The sequence below is a fragment of the Pseudomonas sp. JUb42 genome (genome assembly GCF_024807945.1).
Lineage (GTDB): Bacteria > Pseudomonadota > Gammaproteobacteria > Pseudomonadales > Pseudomonadaceae > Aquipseudomonas.
On the sequence record NZ_JANUFD010000006.1, the window covers coordinates 1 to 16,443 of the forward strand.

Consider the following 16,443-nt stretch of genomic DNA (forward strand, 5'->3'; position numbering starts at 1 on the left):
AACTTTCTTCGAGACCTTTTGCGATGATCCGCATCGACGCCATCTGGCTCGCCACCGAACCTATGGACATGCGCGCCGGTACCGAGACGGCACTGGCCAGGGTGATCGCTGTGTTCGGTGCGGCGCAGCCGCACTGTGCTTATCTGTTCGCCAATCGCCGTGCCAATCGCATGAAAGTGCTGGTGCATGACGGCTTCGGAATATGGCTGGCGGCGCGCCGATTGAACCAAGGTAAATTTCACTGGCCTGGCATTCGTCGCGGCTCTGAAATGAAACTGGATACTGAGCAACTTCAGGCCTTCATACTTGGTCTGCCGTGGCAGCGCGTGGGCGCTGGCGAAGTTCGCTGATCATTTGCCGCTGTATAGGCAGGAAAAAATCTTCGGCCGCGCCGGTTTAGCGATGGCGCTCCACACTGGCTCAATGGGTTGGGCAAACCGGTGTACAGCTTCAGCCGCTGGTTGATGCCTTGCGAGAAGCCGTTCTGGCGCAGCAAGTTGTCCACGCCGATGAGATGCCGGTGCAGATGCTTGCGCCTGGACAGAAGAAAACGCACCGCGCTTATGTCCGGGCTTACTGCACCACACCGTTTTCGGCGCTCAAGGCTGTGGTCTATGACTTCAGTCCGAGCCGCGCCGGTGAGCATGCGCGTAACTTCCTCGGCTCGTGGAACGGCAAGCTGGTGTGCGATGACTTTGCTGGCTACAAAGCTGGTTTCGAAAAAGGCATGACCGAAATCGGCTGCATGGCTCACGCCCGCCGCAAGTTTTTCGATCTGCACGTGGCAAATAAAAGCGTGTTGGCTGAACAGGCGCTGCACTCAATTGGCGGGTTGTACGAAGTCGAGCGGCAAGCACGGGAGATGACTGACGAAGATCGCTGGCGAATACGACAAGAAAAAGCAGCACCATTGGCGAAAGCACTGCACGAGTGGATGTTGACCCAGCGCGATCTTGTGCCCAACGGATCAGCGACGGCCAAAGCCTTGGATTACAGCCTGAAACGGTGGGTAGCGCTGACGCGCTACCTGGAAGACGGGGCTGTACCCATAGATAACAACCCTGTCGAGAATCAGATTCGACCTTGGGCACTTGGACGTTCCAGCTGGTTATTTGCCGGGCGCTTCGCAGTGGGAAACGGGCTGCGGCAATCATGAGTGTGATCCAGTCAGCCCGCATGAATGGGCATGATCCGTATGCGTATCTCAAACATGTGCTGACGCGCCTGCCGACGCAACAGGCGAGCGAGATTGAGCTACTGCTGCCGCATCAGTGGGTATCGGGCTGAGTCATGTGAGGTAAGTGGAATACTCGTCCAGCGAATCCTAATGAGAGAAGAAAGCATGCATAACTACCAACTCCGGCTTAGTGGCATAGATGATCTGGCGGATTTATGCCGTATCTCGGCTCAAGCTCGTCTGCGTTACAAGGCCATTCCAAAACTCGCCCATATTGCTGAAACACCTGCACTGGCCCCAGCGAGATTTGAAGCCTGTCGTGTCGTAGTTGCGCTCGATAGCGAAAGCCAGAAAATAATGGGCTTTGCGGCAATGCGACCACTGGACGGGCTTTTGTATTTAGACAATATTTCCGTCGACCCAGATGCTTCAGGGAGTGGGATCGGAGCATAGCTTCTCACAGCAGTCATAGAGCATGCTGAAAGCCGTGGGGTTCAAGCAGTGAGCTTGACAACTTTTCATGAGCCTCCTTGGAATGGCCCCTGGTTCCGCAAACACGGCTTCCGTACGATGCCCAGTGAACACATAGCTGAGGGCTTGAAACAGGTCATGGATCGTCAATGGCTGACATTGGACGCCACAACTCGTGAAACATTGTGGCGTGTCCTATGATTGCTTGATCAACAAGAAAATTGGGCATTACCACCTAACCTAGGGTGTCTTTGCCATTCGCTTACACTGATCGGCCGCCCCGATTACCTCATCTCGCGCTGGTACAGGATACCGGTCTACACAAGGGTAGCAGCATGGCCATCAACATGTATTTTGAGCACGTTAAAGAAGCGAAAGTGTGATGTGAGGCATTGATGTCGGATGGGGTGGTGGGAGTCCTCGAAGTTGCGTAGGTACCTTCGAGGACTTGACTGGGACGTCGTTGTTGCCCAGTTGGAAGAGGTCGGCAACTGCTGCCGCATCGAAATCAATCATCGGGCAGGAAGACAGCCCCTTAGGGCTCGCTGTTCAGTAGCTGGAGCGTAGTCCTTAATCCCTTGTTGGATGGTTGAACCTCAAACTGCGGACCATAAGCTTTGCCTCCACCAAACAGCACCACATGCTGCAATTTCGCGCCGATGGTCAACAACGCATCCAAGGCATTTGCCAGCATGGCTACATTGGGCTCGATTGCTGCAGCATTGCTGCCTTTTTTGACATATGCGCAATAAACCACGTCAGTCAGGTCGGTGAGAGTGGCAAAGGCGTCAGTGATTGAAGCTTTGTTCAGCAGGTCGACACTGACGTGCTGTGGGCCAATCGACCGTCGAGCAAGTGCGTAGGCGCTGCTCTGCGGCTGGATGTGACCACAAATCTCGAAAACTTCTCTTCCGAAGGTTTATCGGAGGCAACGCGCTTGATCTGGGCTGGCATATTAATCATGGTGCGTGAACGAGCCTAACTGCTTTTTGAAAAGTCTCTTTGCTCTCTATTGTTGACATTAAGATCAACATGTCAAAATCCTACAGCATGTTTCGTCGCGTATAATCAGCTCGTACAAATTTTCATAACGTTTAACAGTCGCATTTTTTAATTCGAAAACTATTTGATTTACACAGGGCTGATCAAAAAAATGGAGAAATGCAGATAGCGCATTTGTTATGTGGATTTTCTCGAGCAATGAAATCACAGTGAAGTCACGATGTCCGAAAACATCGGATTTACGTCCTTGAGGAGGCTTGAGCTTTACTTGTATGGTAACAATGTTAAGAGTTATCTTCGTCGTACCATTAAGATTCACGGTATCACGCCCTGCATTACTCGATGATAAAAATAAGTCAGTTATGGTTTTAGGGATCCACTTATGATATCTCAGTCGAAAAAAACTCAGTTGGTTGGTGCTGAGCGCCTTGGCAGTATCGCAATAGTCACTGCTGCTGAAATGCCAAAACCAGATATGGAGATCCTGCAGGTCCATGCTGCGCTTTTGGGTGAAGGTTTTAAAGTCGATATTGTTCCATGGGACAGTTGCGTTGACTGGAGATCATTCGATCTGGTCTTTGTTAAAAGTACATGGGATTACTTTTCGCGATTGCCCGAATTTTTAGCATGGGTTGAAGAGACTCAAGCCATAACTAGTCTGCAGAATCCTAGTAACGTAATAGCATGGAATTGCGATAAGCGATATCTAATCGATCTTGAAAATGCCAAAATCCCAGTCATTCCGACATCCTATGTTACGCAGTATTCAAGCGATTTCTTAATTGAAGACCTTCTGAGCATTTATGGTTCCGAAGAGATTGTAATAAAGCCATCCGTCTCAATTGGGGCTTTTGGAGCCTTGCGTGCTGGTGCCTCTTCTACCGAGGCCTTTACTCACCTCAAGGATTTAATAGCGGTCGGGCACGCATTAGTACAGCCTTTTGTGGGATCGATCCTAGACGAAGGTGAGGTGTCACTACTGTACTTTAATGGTGTCTTTTCGCACGCTGTCCGCAAGCGACCTCAATTGGGTGACTATCGAGTTCAAGATCATCACGGGGGATCGGTGGAGCCTTACGATCCGGAAGTGGAAGAGTTTGATGTGGCTCAACTGGCTTTGAATATCGCTCCAGGCAAGACAATGATTGCGCGTGTAGATTTGGTATGGATTACAGGAAGGCCACATATTATTGAGCTCGAGCTTATCGAGCCTGGGCTTTTTCTGTCCTCTCATGAATCTGCGGGAGAAAATCTGACGCAGGCTATCAAGTCGTGCATGTTGCGGCTACGCGGCGCCTATTAACTTAATACATATACTAGAGGCTGTTATGCTTTCAATTTTTGATTTGGCAGGTAAAGTAGCTGTAATTACGGGTTCTACTCAGGGCATGGGCCTTTCGATTGCGCTTGCACTCGGCCAGGCTGGCGCAAGTGTGGTCATCTCTGGTAGAACGGAAGAAAGTTCAAAAAAGGGGCGGTCGATATTAGAGGCTCATGGTATTTCGGCTCGTGCTTTTCCTCTTGATGTTTCAGACAGTGCTAGCGTAGAGAACTTCGCGAGAGTTGCTCAGTCTGCCTTTGGAAAAGTCGATATACTTATTCTCAACGCTGCTGGCGAGGCACCGACGGGGTCGATCTTGTCTCATACAGGTGATCAGTTTGACAAAGTAATGACTGGCAATGTTAAGGCCAACTTCACTCTCGTTAACCATATGGCGCCTGCGATGGTTCAGCGTGGAGAGGGGTCGATTACCTTTATTTCAAGTCGTGCGGCAAAACGCGGATCGGCTATGCTCGGGCTTTACGCGATGTCCAAGGCTGCAATCGACCAGTATGTTAGAAATCTTGCACTTGAATTAGGTCCGTCTTCTATCAACGTTAACTCGATTTGCCCTGGACCAGTACGCACTGAGTTTTCTAAGGTGCTTTGGCAGGATCCCGTTAACGAAGCGAAAATGGCAGCTGCAACGCCAATGCGCCGTATTGGTGAAGCAGATGATGTCGCTGGGCTCGCGCTGCTACTGTCATCTGCTGCTGGTCATTTCATACATGGGCAGAACATTAGTGTAGATGGTGGGGTTACAGCTTGACCAATTGTTACTGATAGGTCGAAACCCATTAAGTTTGAATCGAGAACTACGCCCCATACATTGCGGCGTATTCTCGATTAGCGCAATCAGCTTCAGACTCTATTGGTAGGGCCGTCTGGACTCAGTCTGCATTCAGGCTGAGTTTCTCCAACAACGCTTGACCAACCGGCCATACGCCAAGGTTACTTTTTCCATTGATGTGACCAGCATTCCCAATGCGATGTAGCTCCGCGCCCCAGACCCGCGCTCTTTCCTCCGCGAAACTCATAGATGCATAGGGGTCGTTAGCGCTGGCAACCATCAGAGAGGGAAAACGCAAAGTGGCCTGCGGTAGCCTCGTGAATGAAGATGCCTGAGGAGGATAGGCATGAGCATTCGGGTCGGGCACAGCTACGAGAAAAGCACCCGAAACGGGCTGGTTCGTCGTCTCTTGCCAAATGGCGACGAGCAGACACCCCAGACTGTGAGCAATTAAGACAGGTGGCGTTTTCGCCGCCGCCACTGACTCATCCAGTGCCCGAAGCCAATCATCGAGCATAGGTTCATCCCAGCTCGACGGACGAAATCTGCTCACCGATGGCAATTTCTGTTCCCACATTGACTGCCAGTGCGTCGAATCTGAACCGCCAATGCCAGGGACCACAATGAACTCAGTCACATCACTCTCCCACCTTGATAGTCAGCTCCAGCGCATTCGCTATTGTTTAACTATATGCCATACACCGCCTCGACCATCACCCGTGACATCTCCCCGCTGGTGATCGTCTTTCCAGGTGTAAAGCGGCTTGCCGTCGTAAGACCATTGCATGCTTCCATCATGTCGCTTGATGGCTTCCCATTTCGTAGCGGCCTGGCCAGGAAGTGCAATAAACGGCGGCCAGTTGACTGCGCAGCTACCGTCGCAATTGGACATATTTGTAGCGTCCTTGTCAAAGCTATAAAGCGTCATTCCCTGTGGGTCGACGAGTATGCCATCTTTGAAATCGGCTGGATTTGCTGACAACGCCAAGCCTGACAAAGTCATGCCAGCCGTCATCAGCACGGAAGTGCATATGATTTTTAAGGTGCTCATCGGTGAGGTCCGTAGTAAAGAATGCATGTATAGCTACCCGGTATGGTGCTTGGAAACCTCTGGGCTATTTGCCCTGAGCGGCTTTTTCAATGACCGCAGCAACCGCTTTCGGCTGAGACGCAAACACGGCGTGGCTTGCCTTGACTTCTGTCACGGTCGCGCCTGAGCGTTTATACATAGATCTTTCGAGATCGGGATTGATCACCCGATCCTGGGTCGCAACAACTGCGAAGCTAGGCTTTGCCTTCCATGCAGGGGACTGGATGTCAGTCGTGAATGCCTTTACTGAAGCCGGTACCTGGGAGATCGACATGAATCGCGCTTGTTTTGCAGGCAAGTCGGCCGCGAAGTCCGATGCGAAAACTTTCGGATCCATAAAAAGATAACCGTCAGCTGAAGGCGCTACGCCCTTGGAGGCCCCGGGGTTACTGTTGATCAGCTTCAAGACGCTCTCACCTTGATCCGGTTGAAATGCGGCAATGTAAACCAGGCTTTGTACTTTGGGGTTGTTTCCCGCCTCGGTGATTACCGCCCCACCGTAACTATGTCCTACCAAAACAGCTGGGCCGTCCAGCCGATCAATAGCGCGATTGGTAGCGGCTACGTCGTCTTCTAGGGAGGTCTCGGGCTCTTGAACAATACTTACAGTGAAACCATCTTTTTGCAGGATTTCGGTAACAGATTTCCAACCTGAGCCATCGGCAAAAGCACCATGGACCAGCACTATATTTTTGGTTGGAACAGCTGCCGAAGCGTAAGCAGAGGTAGTCATAGCAAACGCAGCAGCGATGGCTACACGCAGAAGCACAGTGGTAGGTTTCATGTGTATTCCTGGGGAGAGAGGTTCATCGGTCAGCGGTGAACGGCCAAGTGCCGAACCGCTAACGAGATATTGATCGATTGTCAGATGTTGTCTGGGTTGCAGTAACGCGCCCCAGGTTTCGACTGCTGGAACTTTGTGGATAGCTCGCGTCGCGCGGCTTCGAAAAGTGTCCAGTCACCACCGTCTTGCAGAGGAGGGATGGTTATCAGCTCGCCCATGTCGTAACCGGCGAGCGCGGCATCGACAAGATCTTCTGCTTTCATGACCCAGCTCGCCGGCATATCGGAGTGAGAGAATCCAGCTGCATCCCAGAACTCAGTAGCCGTCGCACCAGGCAATACCGTTTGGATACGGACTCCTTTTCCCGCCAGCTCTTTATGTAGGGAATACGCCAACGCCAGAACGTAAGCTTTGGTCGCTCCATAGACCCCGTTCAGAACCTCTGGCGCGATACCGACTATGGAGCTGATATTGATGATTGCACCGTCCCCACGCGCCACAAAGCCTGGTACGGCCGCGTAGGTTAAGCGGGTCAGTGCGGTGACATTCAGGCTGATCATGTCTTCCATCTTGTCGATGTCTGCATCCAGCAGGGAGGCGACTGACCCAAAACCAGCGTTGTTTACCAACATAGTGATGCTTTGGTTGGTGCGAAGCAGTGTTTCCACTTTCCGAAGATCGGCTCTATCGTTGAGGTCCGCGCGTAGCACCGTCAGAGTGCGCCCGGTGATTTCTCCAATGCGCCCGGCAACTTTATTGAGGCGAGCTTCATCTCGTGCGATCAGGATGACGTCGTAGCCGCGTCGGGCCAAACGATCGACATACAACGCGCCTATGCCCGCAGATGCGCCAGTGACAACGGCCGTACCCATTGACTTCACTTCATTCATATTGCTCTCCGAAACGCTGCTGATTGGTCAGAACGATTATCGGAGAAAAACAAAAGTCTCAAATGCCGTAAAAAAAGGTTTTTAGGACATATTTCGCATCGGCCATGATGCAGGTGCTCGACCCATGCTGAATTAATGACCAGGAACCCATCCTCCCCTCAAAAGCATTGAGCGATACCTATGAGGCCCGAAGTTCACGTACCCCGCGCCCTAGTCGACGTCTCAGCAGGCTTCGCAAGGTCGCCCCATCTGCGTAGCCAACCTGAGTAGCGATGGCCTCAATGTCCAAAGCGCTTGTGCGAACCAGGTGCTGCGCCCGCTCGACCCGCAAATCCTGAAAGTAGGAAAGCGGCGACTTCCCAAGCACCGCCTCGATGCGACGTTGTAGTGTACGTTTGCTGGTGGACAATGCTTCCGATGCAGCCTGGAGTGAGAAACCTTCTGCGAGCCGCTCACGGGCCCAACGTTCGAAGCGCTCCACGAGCGGGTCGGCCCGAGCCAGATGGTCCGGAATCATATAGGGCGCCTGTGAGGGGCGTTCATCGATGATCATGTAGCGAGCTACCAATGCCGCGACTTCCGGGCTAATTTGATTCATCAACCAAAGGGCCAGATCGAGATGCCCCATTGCCGCTCCGGCCGTCACAAAACAACCCGACGGGACCAACATACGGGACTCATCCAAGCGGACTTTCGGGTAGCGTTGTCGAAAAAATGGGCCTAGCCACCACGTGGTGGTTGCCTCTTGGCCGTCCAGCAGGCCAGCCTCAGCCAGAAGAAAAGTACCAATGCATGCGGCGGCGATTCGTGTGCCTCCCTCATTCCATTTGCGCAACTGAATGAGGGCGTCTTGGACATCTCGCCGGGATAACGCGGGTAGCAGTTGGTCAGGCATTTTCGCACTTAGAGCGGGGAGGATAACCCAGTCGAATGCCTCAAGGTCGGCTGCTGCTGCGAGAGGTACGCGCATGCCCTGAGCGGTCAGAACTTTACGTCGAACCCCGATTATCGAAACCTCAAATGGCGAATACTGCTCCAAAAGAAGTCCACCTAACTCATTTGCGGTACTGAAGGCATCCAGCACGGCGGTGAGACCCGTGTCAAAAACGCCCTCCAACACAAGGACTGCTATTCTCATGGCGTAAATGATACCAAAGTTGTCATTTGCGGCAATGGCGCCGGACGAACCATGATCATAAGATTTGTTCTTCGATTTGGTCAACACAAGAGAAGAAATCATGTCATCGGAATTGGTGGTTTTGAGCTGGGTGCTCTTCCTCGGTATCGCGCATTTATTCGTCAGTATCTCTGCTGCTGCATTACAGCAAGGGTTGTCATACACGTTCGGTGCGCGAGATCGGCTGCGCAGTCTTTCTGGTAGAACCGCGCGTTTGCAGCGCTCATTGAGTAATTTTCTTGAAACTCTGCCCTTTTTTATTGGCGCGGTAGTTGTAGCTGGGGCAACGGGTCAACACGGAGGCCTGGTTCTTTTGGGTAGTCAGGTTTATCTTTTGGCTCGAATAGTTTACGTGCCGATTTATATGGCGGGTATTCCTGTACTCAGGACGCTTGCTTGGTTAGCTGGAACTATTGGAATCGTACTGGTATTGGTAGGTGCGAGCTAATTCAGGTTCAGAGCACGTTTTTTTGGTCCGTCTATCAAGAGTTGAGAACGGGTAACATGTCAGATAACTCGCAGTTTTTTGCCTTGGAGGAACACCTCTGCTTCGCTCTATATGGAGCAAGTATGGCTATAACCCGAGCCTACAAGCCCATTCTCAGCAGACTCGGAATTACTTATCCTCAATACTTGGTTCTCATGGTGCTGTGGGGGCGAAATAGTAATTCCCCGCAGGCAGCGGGAGCAATTTCCGAACAGCTTTCCCTTGACCCCGGCACTGTCTCGCCTCTCTTGAAACGGCTTGACCTAACGGGTCTCCTGACCCGCCAAAGAAACCCGCACGATGAACGACAGGTCCTCATCCAGCTTACTGATAAGGGAATCGCGTTGCGTGCGCAGGCGGCTTGTTTAAGTTCGGCATTATTAGCCGCTTCAGGCATGACAGCGAGCCGAGTGGGCGCGATCAATTTAGAGGTGAAAGCCTTTCGGGATGCGGTTTCGACCGGGGTTTACGAGCATGTTGAGCCGGACCCTAATTAGCTGTTCTATCAACATGATAATTAGATTATTTCGTCACTTTGCGATAGCCGTTGAATAGTCTGCGGTGACTTTCCGAAAGCTCGCAGGAATGACTGCCTCATCCGGTCTCTGTCACCAAAACCGGTTTCTCTCGCAATAATATCAATAGGGTGACGCGTCGTTTCCATCATCAGGCGAGCCGCCTCGACCCTCAAGCGCTCCACCGCTTTTGCAGGAGACTGCCCTGTTTCGGCACGAAATACTCTGCTGAACTGCCTAGCGCTGAGACGAGCCTCGTTGGCCAGTACCTCTATCGATAAATCGGACCCTAAATTATTCCTAGCATAGCTTAAAGCAGATTGAACGCGATCGGATTTGGCGTCGAACTCAAGCAATGCAGAGAATTGAGACTGCCCCCCTGCACGACGATGATAAAGTACAAGCTTCCTGGAAATCATTTTTGCCAGTTCGGAGCCAAAATCTTTTTCAACCAGCGCTAATGCAAGATCAATACCGGCGCTCATGCCTGCGGATGTCCATATTTGCCCGTCAATAACGAAAATACGATCCCCGTCAACATTAAGCGTTGGATATTCACGTCCTAAGTCGTCGGTGTATTGCCAGTGCGTTGTTGCTCGCTTGCCGTCAAGTAATCCGGCTGCCGCAAGAATGAAGGCCCCGGTACAAACTGCAGCAATCCGCCGACAGTGATTGGGCGCCGCGCTCAAGTAGGTCAGTAATTCGGGGGATGCTGGTGCCCGATGATTGTCTCCAATGAGAATTAGGGTGTCGAATGATCTACCAACAAAGGAAGTGGTATTTATTTCGGCACCAGCAGAAGACTTAATAGGCCCTCCGCCGACAGACACCATTTCGAAAGAGTATTTCTCATGGCCCGATAGAATATTTGCATACTCAAATACGGTCAACAGACCCAACCCTAAAGTCTGGAATTCTGGATATACAACCAATCCAACCGTGATCATAGATGATCCGTCCTAAAAACCTGCATTTACGACATTGAGGACATCTTCGCAGTTCATTACCCTCATGTCTATGGTGGTGCTTCGATCAGGCTTAGGCACGATTGTGGGCGGGTCTCTGGCGCTTTTACGGCCCTTTGGTCGGCTAGCCTTGCATTTTCAATTTAACGCTTAGTTGAGCGTTCCAACCTATGCGGAGCGAATAATGTCCAATGTTACTGTTTTAGGCTTAGGGGCCATGGGCTCGCGGATGGCAGCCAACCTAATCGCATCAGGTCATCTGGTCACCGTGTGGAATAAGTCTCCAGGGAAAGCGCGGTCACTGATTGATAAAGGCGCTTTGCTTGCGGCCACACCTCGCGACGCCGTGGTGCATGCAGACTTTGTGATCTCAGTCATCTCTGACGACGCGGCATCTCGCTCCGTCTGGCTGGATTCCGAAACTGGAGCGCTGGCAGGTGCTAAGCGCGCAGCGATACTGATTGAAAGCTCGACGCTGTCTGGAGCTTGGATCCGCGAGCTTGGGGAAATTATTTCCGATAAAGGCTTTAGCTTTTTGGACGCATGTGTGTCCGGTTCCAGACCTCAAGTCGAGTCTCATCAATTGGTCTACTTTGTGGGTGGTTCTGTTACTGATCTTCAAGCAGCCACTCCAGTCCTGACAGCGGCAGGGGGCGCACATATACACCATGTCGGAGAGGTTGGATCCGGCACTGCTGTCAAACTTGCTACCAACGTTCTTCTAGGCGTCCAAACTGCTGCGATGGCAGAAGCGTTGACCCTACTAAAACGCGTGAACGTGGATGCGTTACAAGCCCTTGAGGCAATTGGCTCAACTTTCGTATGCAGCCCGTTTGCTAAAGGAGTTGGTACGTTAATGGCGAAGCAGTCTTTCTCACCCTTATTCACCAGCAAGTTGGTAGCCAAAGATATGCGCTACGCTCTCGCTGCGGCTGAGGGCGACTTTATGCCATTGATCTCCGCTACCCATGAAGTCTTCCAAGCCGCCGTTGAGCGTGGTTGGGCCGAGGAAAATCTCAGTAGTGTCATCAAGCTTTACGAATGATTGATCTACTTCAGTAATCCAATAGAAAAACTAAAAGCTAGAGCTTACTATGACTCATACATCTACTAACACAGCTGTCAGCGAACAACATCTAGACGAAGGACGCCAACACTTTGAGGAGGTCTTCGGATACACATCTCAAGCCTTCGAACAGCGTTTTAATGAGCTTGCCCCTAATTATGGCCGAGACATAATCGCTTGGGAGTTCTCGGACGCTTATCGGCGGCCTGGGTTGGATCTGCGCACGAGAGAGCTGGCCATAATTGCCGCTTGCGCTGCCTTAGGTGCTATTGGCCATCCGACTATAAAGATGCACGTACCGGCCGCGTTGAGAGCAGGGGCAACTCGGGAAGAGATTTGCGAGGTGCTCGTACAAGTCGGTTTCGCTGCGGGTCTTCCTGCTTCTCTAGGAGCACTGGCTGTTGCCAGAGAGGCGATTCTTGATTTTATTGGTGCACAATCCTAAGCAATTACATATACATGTGGATCAATAGTTTCCTTCCATTCAGATGTTGCAACGATGAAAGGAAACTAATGGTGCGGCACTCCTCCTTCGAGGTGTTTGTTATTGAATAAGCAGGCCGAGTGGGCTCAAAGGTCCAATCGGCATCAGTTCGAAGGACAGCAGTTTGGCCTTTCCAAGTGGGAGTGCTTCCAAAATATCACTCGCTTCTTGCAGGGACTCGACTTCCATCAGAAATATCGGGCCTTTCATTTCGTCACGCAGCCAGAATTGTTCGATCTTGCCGTCCAGGTAAACCTGGAGCGTTGCCGGTACCTCGCGAGGCATGAAGCTCTGCTGCTGTTCAAGAGAGAGGGATTCGAGCGTGCCGATAGCCATGACTTTCATGAGTGTCTCCGTTGCTGATTGCGTCGCGAATTCGACGAAGACATTTATAGGCTTGTGCGGCGTTACGAGCCATTGTCACAAATGACATTTTTAGACCCATTTGCGCCAAGCTTGGGTGCATGCATCGCAAGCTCGCTTACCTACCTTCACTAACGCGGAGAATGAGATATGCCCACATACGTTTGTACCACGACTGCGGGTCGCTTGAATAAGGAGCAACGTGCGCAGGTGGTGAGTTTGATTACAGCGATTCATGCCGAAGAGGCTTTAGCGCCAAGGTACCTCGTGCAGGTTCTTTTTCAGGAGCTCAATGATGGCTGCCATTTTATCGCTGGGGAGCTCGCGCCCCCTGGGCAGATGTGGATTCGCGGAGACATCCGAAGCGGCAGAACCGCCGCCCAAAAGCATAAAATCTTGATGCGGCTGTTGCAGAGCGTTAGCAAGGTCATCAACGTAGCTGAAGAGGAGGTATGGGTATATCTGTCTGATATTCCGGCCTCCAATATCGCAGAATTTGGAAAAGTTCTTCCCGAACCAGGGGAAGAGGAGGCATGGGTGAATGCATTACCACAGCCTTTAAGGGATCGTCTCATTGCCTTAGGTAAGGCCAGATAAGGCGCAGATATTTTACTCTATGCTTCACTCCGTTATTGGGTATCGGAGTTGGTGCTTGTCTAGACATCACGCTACCGCCCGCATTACCCGAAGGGTAATGCGGTACCTCGTACCAAGTGATGAAAGGTGTTCAAATCAGCGTGATTAGCTGGCTTTTTTTGGCATGATGGAGCGTATTTTACTGGCTCCGTATTTCGCTATTTTGGACTTTAAAGAGCTACGCTTTTACCCATTGTTAACGGTAACTCATGCTCATCTCCGTAATGGACCAATAAACACGACCTCGCCGCATTAACATAGATCTTATTCAGCGCGTGCTGCTTTTAAGCTATCAAGTTAAATCAGCACTAGTGTACCGATTCCGCCACTCTTTTAGCTGTTAGGAAGTCTGATGCGCCTTAGAAATATTAATGTGGCCCCAAGGGCCGCTCTGTTTTTTTCGTTGATTATTGCGCTAGTTTGCCTTCTGGGTTTTGTCTCGGTGCTGCAAATGGACCATTTACGAGATGCAGAAAATGAGGTAGAGACGAATTGGATGCCGAGCGTCCGACAGACGGCGTTAATGAGCAACGAGGTGATTCAGCTAAGTCTAGAAATTCAGCGGAGCATCAACGGAAACGAAGACATCAAGAAGCTCATCGAAGACTTCCCGGCTCATCGAAATGCTTTCATGGAGGCGGTACGCAACTATGAGCCGCTTATTTCAGGTTATGAAGACCGCATGCTTTATTCGGCAGTTAAAGATTCTGCTGATGCTTATTCCCGCCAGTTGGATGTGCTCGAGGCGATAATGAGGCGTGCGGACTTGCCATCAATAGCTGACCTGAATATTAAGGGTATTAGGCCGATCACGGTGAAGATGAAAGAGCAGATCACAGCGCTAACTGACTTTAACAACGAAGGCGCCATACGCGTAGGCGAAACAGCAAGTAATCTCTACTCAGTTGGGCTGTGGCTTGTAGTAGGAATCATTACTGGCGTAGTCCTTCTGACGGTGGGGTTGGCAATCATTCTGACCAGAAGTATAACGATACCAATAGGCGAAGCGTTATCCGTTGCTGAGCGCATTGCTAATAGCGATCTTTCAAAGGAAGTAATGGTGAGCGGTTCAGATGAAGCCGGCAGACTGTTACAAGCGCTTGCGCAGATGCAACTAAACCTACGATACACGATCGTTCAGATTTCTGATTCTTCTACGCAATTGGCTTCGGCCGCTGAGGAGATGACTGCTGTCGCCGAGGAATCTAGCCGAGGTTTAATCTCTCAGAATGATGAGGTCAACCAAGCGGCTACCGCCGTGACCGAAATGAGTGCTGCGATCGATGAGGTTGCTCGTAACGCTGAGTCAGCATCTGAAGACTCACACCGTACAAAAGAGTTTACTGAGTTTGGTCTGGGACGGGTGGCCCAGACGCTGAAATCGATTCAAAAACTGACTGGAAATGTGGAATACACAAGTAATCAAATACAAGGCCTTTCAAGCCGGGCCATGGGTATCAGTAAAGCTGTCGAAGTCATTCGTGCGGTCGCGGAGCAGACGAATCTGCTCGCGTTGAACGCTGCAATTGAAGCCGCAAGAGCTGGTGAGCAGGGAAGGGGTTTTGCGGTGGTCGCTGACGAAGTTCGAGCTTTAGCTCATCGAACAAAGGAGTCGACTCAAGACATCGAGAGAATGATCTACGCCGTGCAGACTGACTCTGAACAAGCTGTTGAAGCGATGAGTACCAGCGGAGAGCTCGCTATCGAATCACTAGGTTTGGCTAAGGAGGCCAGTAGCTCACTGGATGAGATAGCCCGCGCTATAAGCCGTATAAATGAGCGCAACCTTTTGATAGCTACCGGTGCGGAAGAGCAAGCCCACGTTGCAAGGGAAGTGGATTTTAACCTGGTTAGCATAAGGGAGCTTGCAGCTCAGAGTTCGGCTGGAGCGAGTCAAACCGCTAGTGCATCCGGTGAAATGTCAATATTAGCCGTGAATTTAAACAAGCTAGTAAATCGCTTCGTGGTGTAGCAATGCATCAACGATGCTATTTCAATAGTTTTTTTGTCAATAACAGAGGTGTGGACCACACCAGCGACAGCTGCATCAGATCCGAAACGTGTGCTTTTGGCCGATGGCAATCTGTCCTGAACGGTCTGTATTGGCCGAGAGTCTCCTTGAGAGCCGGCTGGCTTCTAAAGAAAATCAGATCTCGACCTGGAAGGTGGCTATACCCGCCGACTCGACGAACCGCCCCACAGCGGTCAGGCTGGCCCAGGTGCGCAGTTCTTCACGGCGCGAGCGCACCGGCAACCAGCGACTTCCAGTCCCGCCCAGGCGCAGGGCCAGGGTCCATTTTTCTTCATTACGGCTGACCGGCACCTCCCGCACGGCACCGCCCTCGATCATGGCGCGTAGTGCTTCTTCCTGGATGCATTGGGGCATGTTAGTAGATCTTCCTGATGCGGTCGGTAAAGTCAGTGACCTGTGTCGACGACAGACAGTTGAAGTGGCCAAAGGTCTCCAGGTGCTGAATCAACGCCTCAGGACCGCCAGGTTGATCGGCGGCGATGCGTCGGCAGGTGTTCTGCAGGATGATCCGGGCCAGCTGCGGGTTGTCGATCTGCGACGCATCGAAGGCCAGGGCGATCGAGGCGGCCAGTTCGCCCAGGTCGGGGTCAGCCTGTTGCACCGCCCGCAGTGATGTCAGTTGGCGGGCGGTGATGGGAAGGGACACGCGGTCCTCCTATTCTCCTGATAGTCGGTGTTGCTCATACCACGAGCACCCTTAATGGTAGACCAGGCGTAGGGGGGCCGATTGAACATAAACGGCGTTATAGGTACATCGAATTCGGAATCCAGTTCGGGTTAATGGCCTACATTATGGTTCGGTTGACACACGTGTCATCTTTCGGCATATTTATTGGTACTACTCAGCCCCGTACGCAGCGATTCAGTTCACCGGCCGCTGGGGTGAAAAAACCGGCCCCTAGCCGGTTTTTTTGTTTCTAAGGACAGGAAATCTTGCGTACAGCGTGTTTTGTAGATGGCTACAACCTTTTTATGGCCTTCCCGCTGACACCCCGCCCACATGGCTAAATTTGCCATAGCTTTTAACCCAAACAAAGCAGGTTGACACAAGCGTCACCTTGCTTATGATTGTACTTAACGCATGAGAGCTTGTTTTCGTGCCTACCTTCCGAGACCCGCCTAGCGAAAGCTGCGGGTTTTCGTGTTTCTGCGGAAAGGATGTATCGCGTCATGGGCAAGAGCAAACCTGACTT

18 protein-coding genes and 2 pseudogenes are annotated in these 16,443 nt (G+C 51.5%); 11 read left to right on the forward strand and 9 right to left on the reverse strand.

The genetic code is table 11. The annotated features are described in order from the left end of the window. Nucleotides 1-68 precede the first annotated feature (68 nt). The 5 genes and pseudogenes from tnpB (at nt 69) to M2401_RS13045 (ending at nt 4,740) form a co-directional block, all read left to right on the forward strand. Nucleotides 69-350, forward strand: coding sequence for an IS66 family insertion sequence element accessory protein TnpB (gene tnpB / locus M2401_RS13025; protein WP_259103953.1), 282 nt, complete (start codon nt 69-71; stop codon nt 348-350). Then, a pseudogene (gene tnpC, locus M2401_RS13030) lies at nt 334-1,287 on the forward strand (IS66 family transposase); the annotation flags it as partial. The gene tnpB and the pseudogene tnpC, both read left to right, overlap by 17 nt. A gap of 55 nt (nt 1,288-1,342) precedes the next feature. Beyond that, nucleotides 1,343-1,849: pseudogene (locus M2401_RS13035) on the forward strand (GNAT family N-acetyltransferase). A 1,183-nt stretch (nt 1,850-3,032) separates the two neighbouring features. Continuing rightward, the gene (locus M2401_RS13040) at nt 3,033-3,953 is read left to right on the forward strand and encodes a RimK family alpha-L-glutamate ligase (RefSeq protein WP_259103309.1); all 921 of its coding nucleotides are present in this window, start codon (nt 3,033-3,035) and stop codon (nt 3,951-3,953) included. A gap of 25 nt (nt 3,954-3,978) precedes the next feature. Continuing rightward, nucleotides 3,979-4,740 (forward strand): SDR family NAD(P)-dependent oxidoreductase, encoded by a 762-nt coding sequence (locus M2401_RS13045; protein WP_259103312.1) that lies wholly within the window; start codon nt 3,979-3,981, stop codon nt 4,738-4,740. 121 nt (nt 4,741-4,861) lie between these two features. Here M2401_RS13045 and M2401_RS13050 read toward each other — a convergent pair whose 3' ends face one another. The 5 genes from M2401_RS13050 to M2401_RS13070 form a co-directional block, all read right to left on the reverse strand. Further along, a complete protein-coding gene (locus M2401_RS13050; protein ID WP_259103313.1) occupies nt 4,862-5,398 on the reverse strand; it encodes an alpha/beta hydrolase in 537 nt (178 codons plus the stop codon). A 39-nt stretch (nt 5,399-5,437) separates the two neighbouring features. Then, nucleotides 5,438-5,812, reverse strand: a complete 375-nt coding sequence (locus tag M2401_RS13055) for a hypothetical protein (protein WP_259103315.1) — start codon at nt 5,810-5,812, stop codon at nt 5,438-5,440. A 64-nt stretch (nt 5,813-5,876) separates the two neighbouring features. Beyond that, on the reverse strand, nt 5,877-6,635 hold the full coding sequence (locus M2401_RS13060) for an alpha/beta fold hydrolase (RefSeq protein WP_259103317.1): 759 nt from the start codon (nt 6,633-6,635) through the stop codon (nt 5,877-5,879). A gap of 80 nt (nt 6,636-6,715) precedes the next feature. Beyond that, nucleotides 6,716-7,525 (reverse strand): SDR family oxidoreductase, encoded by an 810-nt coding sequence (locus tag M2401_RS13065; protein WP_259103319.1) that lies wholly within the window; start codon nt 7,523-7,525, stop codon nt 6,716-6,718. A gap of 178 nt (nt 7,526-7,703) precedes the next feature. After that, nucleotides 7,704-8,765 carry a GlxA family transcriptional regulator gene (locus tag M2401_RS13070; RefSeq protein ID WP_259103321.1) on the reverse strand — a complete coding sequence of 354 codons (1,062 nt, stop codon included), beginning with the start codon at nt 8,763-8,765 and terminating at the stop codon, nt 7,704-7,706. On the opposite strand from M2401_RS13070, the gene M2401_RS13075 reads away from it, so the two are divergent. Then, nucleotides 8,764-9,150: an MAPEG family protein gene (locus tag M2401_RS13075; RefSeq protein ID WP_259103323.1), complete on the forward strand. Its 387-nt coding sequence runs from the start codon at nt 8,764-8,766 to the stop codon at nt 9,148-9,150. The two genes, M2401_RS13070 and M2401_RS13075, sit on opposite strands and share 2 nt — an antisense overlap. Before the next feature lie 56 nt (nt 9,151-9,206). Next, nucleotides 9,207-9,686 carry a MarR family winged helix-turn-helix transcriptional regulator gene (locus M2401_RS13080; protein WP_259103325.1) on the forward strand — a complete coding sequence of 160 codons (480 nt, stop codon included), beginning with the start codon at nt 9,207-9,209 and terminating at the stop codon, nt 9,684-9,686. A gap of 20 nt (nt 9,687-9,706) precedes the next feature. Here the strand turns inward: M2401_RS13080 and M2401_RS13085 are convergent, their stop codons facing one another. Then, a complete protein-coding gene (locus M2401_RS13085; RefSeq protein WP_259103326.1) occupies nt 9,707-10,651 on the reverse strand; it encodes a GlxA family transcriptional regulator in 945 nt (314 codons plus the stop codon). 202 nt (nt 10,652-10,853) lie between these two features. On the opposite strand from M2401_RS13085, the gene M2401_RS13090 reads away from it, so the two are divergent. Together M2401_RS13090 and M2401_RS13095 are read left to right on the forward strand one after the other, a co-directional pair. Then, on the forward strand, nt 10,854-11,714 hold the full coding sequence (locus M2401_RS13090; protein ID WP_259103328.1) for an NAD(P)-dependent oxidoreductase: 861 nt from the start codon (nt 10,854-10,856) through the stop codon (nt 11,712-11,714). 49 nt (nt 11,715-11,763) lie between these two features. Beyond that, on the forward strand, nt 11,764-12,180 hold the full coding sequence (locus M2401_RS13095) for a carboxymuconolactone decarboxylase family protein (RefSeq protein WP_259103329.1): 417 nt from the start codon (nt 11,764-11,766) through the stop codon (nt 12,178-12,180). Nucleotides 12,181-12,279: 99 nt separating this feature from the next. Here M2401_RS13095 and M2401_RS13100 read toward each other — a convergent pair whose 3' ends face one another. Continuing rightward, a complete protein-coding gene (locus tag M2401_RS13100) occupies nt 12,280-12,564 on the reverse strand; it encodes a hypothetical protein (protein WP_259103331.1) in 285 nt (94 codons plus the stop codon). Nucleotides 12,565-12,732: 168 nt separating this feature from the next. Here M2401_RS13100 and M2401_RS13105 point away from each other — a divergent pair, with 168 nt between their 5' ends. Then, entirely contained in the window at nt 12,733-13,179 is a 447-nt protein-coding gene (locus M2401_RS13105; RefSeq protein WP_259103333.1) for a tautomerase family protein, read from the forward strand. 391 nt (nt 13,180-13,570) lie between these two features. Continuing rightward, nucleotides 13,571-15,190, forward strand: a complete 1,620-nt coding sequence (locus tag M2401_RS13110) for a methyl-accepting chemotaxis protein (RefSeq protein WP_259103340.1) — start codon at nt 13,571-13,573, stop codon at nt 15,188-15,190. Between the two features lie 174 nt (nt 15,191-15,364). Here M2401_RS13110 and M2401_RS13115 read toward each other — a convergent pair whose 3' ends face one another. Then, nucleotides 15,365-15,604: a hypothetical protein gene (locus tag M2401_RS13115; RefSeq protein WP_259103342.1), complete on the reverse strand. Its 240-nt coding sequence runs from the start codon at nt 15,602-15,604 to the stop codon at nt 15,365-15,367. 1 nt (nt 15,605) lies between these two features. Beyond that, entirely contained in the window at nt 15,606-15,896 is a 291-nt protein-coding gene (locus M2401_RS13120; protein ID WP_259103351.1) for a hypothetical protein, read from the reverse strand. Between the last annotated feature and the right edge of the window lie 547 nt (nt 15,897-16,443).

Excerpts from the sequence above, each read along its gene's own strand:
- tnpB (WP_259103953.1), top strand. The coding sequence starts at position 69 with ATGCGCGCCGGTACCGAGACGGCACTGGCCAGGGTGATCGCTGTGTTC.
- M2401_RS13040 (WP_259103309.1), top strand. The coding sequence starts at position 3,033 with ATGATATCTCAGTCGAAAAAAACTCAGTTGGTTGGTGCTGAGCGCCTT.
- M2401_RS13045 (WP_259103312.1), top strand. The coding sequence starts at position 3,979 with ATGCTTTCAATTTTTGATTTGGCAGGTAAAGTAGCTGTAATTACGGGT.
- M2401_RS13055 (WP_259103315.1), bottom strand. The coding sequence starts at position 5,812 with ATGAGCACCTTAAAAATCATATGCACTTCCGTGCTGATGACGGCTGGC.
- M2401_RS13060 (WP_259103317.1), bottom strand. The coding sequence starts at position 6,635 with ATGAAACCTACCACTGTGCTTCTGCGTGTAGCCATCGCTGCTGCGTTT.
- M2401_RS13065 (WP_259103319.1), bottom strand. The coding sequence starts at position 7,525 with ATGAATGAAGTGAAGTCAATGGGTACGGCCGTTGTCACTGGCGCATCT.
- M2401_RS13075 (WP_259103323.1), top strand. The coding sequence starts at position 8,764 with ATGTCATCGGAATTGGTGGTTTTGAGCTGGGTGCTCTTCCTCGGTATC.
- M2401_RS13070 (WP_259103321.1), bottom strand. The coding sequence starts at position 8,765 with ATGATTTCTTCTCTTGTGTTGACCAAATCGAAGAACAAATCTTATGAT.
- M2401_RS13080 (WP_259103325.1), top strand. The coding sequence starts at position 9,207 with ATGTCAGATAACTCGCAGTTTTTTGCCTTGGAGGAACACCTCTGCTTC.
- M2401_RS13085 (WP_259103326.1), bottom strand. The coding sequence starts at position 10,651 with ATGATCACGGTTGGATTGGTTGTATATCCAGAATTCCAGACTTTAGGG.
- M2401_RS13090 (WP_259103328.1), top strand. The coding sequence starts at position 10,854 with ATGTCCAATGTTACTGTTTTAGGCTTAGGGGCCATGGGCTCGCGGATG.
- M2401_RS13095 (WP_259103329.1), top strand. The coding sequence starts at position 11,764 with ATGACTCATACATCTACTAACACAGCTGTCAGCGAACAACATCTAGAC.
- M2401_RS13100 (WP_259103331.1), bottom strand. The coding sequence starts at position 12,564 with ATGAAAGTCATGGCTATCGGCACGCTCGAATCCCTCTCTCTTGAACAG.
- M2401_RS13105 (WP_259103333.1), top strand. The coding sequence starts at position 12,733 with ATGCCCACATACGTTTGTACCACGACTGCGGGTCGCTTGAATAAGGAG.
- M2401_RS13110 (WP_259103340.1), top strand. The coding sequence starts at position 13,571 with ATGCGCCTTAGAAATATTAATGTGGCCCCAAGGGCCGCTCTGTTTTTT.
- M2401_RS13115 (WP_259103342.1), bottom strand. The coding sequence starts at position 15,604 with ATGCCCCAATGCATCCAGGAAGAAGCACTACGCGCCATGATCGAGGGC.